This is a genomic window from Pseudomonas sp. Sample_22 (assembly GCF_004307635.1).
Classification (GTDB): domain Bacteria; phylum Pseudomonadota; class Gammaproteobacteria; order Pseudomonadales; family Pseudomonadaceae; genus Aquipseudomonas.
In genome coordinates this window covers 1-3,130 of record NZ_RCNY01000021.1, presented here as the reverse complement: position 1 = coordinate 3,130, position 3,130 = coordinate 1, and the positions used below count along the sequence as shown (strand labels likewise).

Sequence of the window (3,130 nt, the reverse complement as noted above, 5' to 3'; positions counted from 1 at the left end):
ATCGAGCATCGCTTGCAGACGATCCACCGGGGCCTGTCGTTCCAACTCGTCGTAGGCCGACTTGAACGGCAGGCTGCTGCGGTTCAGCCATTGCAGGCGCAGGCCGAGCATCGGGTCTTCGGCCACGGCGGCGTCGATGCGCTGGCGTTCCTGGCTATCGAGCTGATTGTCGAGGTACGCCACCAGTTGCTCGTCCGTGGGGTTCACGTTCATCGACGTTCTCCGTGAGTGGAGGGGTTCGGTACAGCTTGCAAGGGCGGGTACTCGGCCAGTTTGGCCCGGGCAGTGGCCAGGCGGCTCATTACGGTACCGATCGGCACTTGCAGGACTTCGGCGACTTCGCGGTAGGACAAGCCTTCGACATAGGCCAGAAATACTGTTTCGCGCTGGGTTTCCGGCAATGCATCGACCCGGCGGATGACTTGCGCCGCCATGACATGGGTTTGCGCTGCATACTCACCGTCGAACGACAACACCTGTTCACCCTCTATCGTGCCTTGCCCCTGACGCACCCGGCGCGCGCGTATTTCATTGAGCCAGATCGAATGCAGAATGCTCATCAGCCAATGGTCCAGGCGCGTACCCGGCGCAAACTGCGCGGCCCGTTCCAGCGCCCGCACGCAGGTTGCCTGCACCAGGTCTTCGGCGACATGCCTTTGTCGGGACAACAGCAACCCGTAACGCCACAATCGCGCCAGATGCTGGCCCAGTTCTGCCCGTATTGCCTGATCGCTGGCGATAGCGACCTCCGCGTATTCGATAAGTCAGGTTTTCGATGAGTCGTTAATGGCTTCGGCCAGGTCCTGGTATTCCTCGCAAGTGGTATTGCCGCATATCGATTTGATCTGCTGCAACTGCTCCTGTGCGAGAGCCAGTTGACCCTTGATCACGTAGGCTTCACCCAGGTACTCGCGGACCTGTGCATAGTGAGGATCGAGTTTTACCGATTGCAGGTAATAACCGATACCTTCGTCGGTGCGCCCCAGTTTACGCGTGGCGTACCCTCGATAGTTCAAAGCCTTGGCGGTATCGGGCTGCTTGAGCGTATCGAGCAGCGCCAGGGCCTCCTCATAGCGCCCGTGTTTGGCCAGTTGATAGGCGTAATCGGTGCGGTCGGCGTCCGAGACAAGCTTGCTGGTTTGCTTGACGCATTTCTGCGCCTTGGTATCGAACACCTGATCTCTGGGGCACTGCGGCTTGGCGGGTGTGTCTTCCTCGCCGTTGGCCCATGCCTGTGAACCGGACAGCACGACAGCAAGCATCAACGGTGCCGAAAGAATCGAAAAACGGCTATTCATCGGTAAAGCTCCATGGCTGTCAGGGTTGTGGCATCGAACGGACCGAAAGAGACTGTCATGATGTGAACACGCCAGCGCGAACAATTATTCATTGGTATGTGCTGTTTTAAGAAAAGCACAAATCAGGTGCCAGTGCGGCCTGTCGCTAGCAGGCTGGCTCTCACTTCGGACCTGCGGCGTACACAAAACCCTGTGGGGCTGGCTTGCCAGCGATGAGGCCCGGCAATACGCCAAATGACTTGAGTTGGTCCCGCTTTTGGCCGAAACCCTGCCTTACTGCCCGCTATCACGCCTTGGTATAGTTCAGGCCTCTTTTTTGCCCGGTAAAGGATCACTAGCATGTCTCAATACACCGCGTTCACCGTCGAACTGGTCGATAAAATTGCTCATGTGCAGATCAATCGTCCGGAAAAGATCAACTCGATGAATGCTGCGTTCTGGAGCGAAATCGTCGAGATTTTCCAGTGGGTCGATGACACCGACGAAGTGCGCGTGGTGGTCCTCAGCGGCGCAGGCAAGCATTTCTCCTCGGGTATCGACCTGATGATGCTGGCCGGCGTGGCCAATGAGTTGGGCAAGGATGTGGGGCGCAACGCTCGCCTGCTGCGCCGCAAGATTCTCAACCTGCAAGCGTCCTTCAACGCCGTCGACAATTGCCGCAAACCGGTACTCGCGGCCATCCAAGGCTATTGCCTGGGAGGCGCCATCGACCTGATCGCCGCGTGCGACATGCGTTACGCCGCCGAAGACGCACAATTCTCGATCAAGGAAATCGACATCGGCATGGCCGCCGACGTCGGTACGCTGCAACGCTTGCCGCGGATCATCGGTGACGGCATGCTGCGTGAACTGGCTTACACTGGTCGCACTTTCGGTGCCGAAGAAGCACGCGGCATGGGCCTGGTCAATCGCGTCTACAGCGACACTGCCAGCCTGCTCGACGGCGTCATGGGCATCGCCCGGGAAATTGCGAGCAAGTCGCCGATTGCGGTCACCGGCACCAAGGCGATGATCAGCTATATGCGCGATCACCGCATTGATGACGGTCTCGAATACGTCGCCACCTGGAACGCCGCCATGCTGCAATCCACTGACTTGCGCGTGGCCATGGCCGCCCATATGAGCAAACAGAAACCCGAATTTCTGGATTGATTGAAAATGACTCCACGCTGGACCACTGCAGTACTGGACACCGACCAACCCGGCGGCTGGGCCGTGGCGCGCAGCCCGGAAGGCTTTATGTTCGATGACAATGGCGCGCTGTTTCCCCGTGAATGGCTCAAGCGTCAGGACTTGTCGATTCTCGCCGAGCACGGCATCGGCCACCTCGACGGTGAACCGGTGTACCTGCTGGAGTTGCGCAGTCACAGCGAAGTGCCGGGTTGCAACTGGAAGGGCCTGCGGGCGTTCATGCTTGAAGGCGATCACACGCTGTACAAGGTGCTTGGTTACGCAGCGCAGATTGGCACCTGGGCCCGTGAGCATCGTTTTTGCGGTAACTGCGGCCAGGCCATGACACAAGTGCCGCGCGAACGGGCGATGTATTGCCAGCCGTGCGATTTGCGCAGCTATCCACGGATTTCGCCGAGCATGATCGTGCTGGTGACCCGGGGTGATGAAGTGCTGCTGGCACGTTCGCCACGGTTCGTCAGCGGGGTCTACAGCACCTTGGCGGGGTTCGCCGAACCGGGGGAGTCGGCTGAGGATTGCCTGATTCGCGAGGTGCGGGAAGAGGTGCGGATCGAGGTGAAGAACATCCAGTACATGGGCAGCCAGTGCTGGCCGTTCCCGCATTCGATGATGCTCGGCTTTCATGCCGAATATGCCGGTGG

The 3,130-nt window shown here is 59.2% G+C and carries 4 protein-coding genes and 1 pseudogene; 2 read left to right on the top strand and 3 right to left on the bottom strand.

What is annotated here, in order from left to right; translation table 11 throughout:
- The 3 genes and pseudogenes from D8U73_RS05055 to D8U73_RS05045 form a co-directional block, all read right to left on the bottom strand.
- Positions 1 to 213 (bottom strand): annotated as a pseudogene (locus D8U73_RS05055) (transcriptional regulator); the annotation flags it as partial.
- Positions 210 to 710 carry a sigma-70 family RNA polymerase sigma factor gene (locus D8U73_RS05050; RefSeq protein WP_206663014.1) on the bottom strand — a complete coding sequence of 167 codons (501 nt, stop codon included), beginning with the start codon at positions 708 to 710 and terminating at the stop codon, positions 210 to 212. The pseudogene D8U73_RS05055 and the gene D8U73_RS05050, both read right to left, overlap by 4 nt.
- Positions 711 to 764: 54 nt before the next feature.
- Positions 765 to 1,298, bottom strand: coding sequence for a tetratricopeptide repeat protein (locus D8U73_RS05045; protein WP_056855272.1), 534 nt, complete (start codon positions 1,296 to 1,298; stop codon positions 765 to 767).
- Positions 1,299 to 1,637: 339 nt separating this feature from the next.
- Here D8U73_RS05045 and D8U73_RS05040 point away from each other — a divergent pair, with 339 nt between their 5' ends.
- Both D8U73_RS05040 and nudC read left to right on the top strand, forming a co-directional pair.
- A complete protein-coding gene (locus D8U73_RS05040; protein ID WP_056855273.1) occupies positions 1,638 to 2,450 on the top strand; it encodes a crotonase/enoyl-CoA hydratase family protein in 813 nt (270 codons plus the stop codon).
- 6 nt (positions 2,451 to 2,456) lie between these two features.
- Positions 2,457 to 3,130: NAD(+) diphosphatase (gene nudC / locus D8U73_RS05035; protein WP_130903870.1), on the top strand; the 674-nt coding region annotated here is incomplete at its 3' end.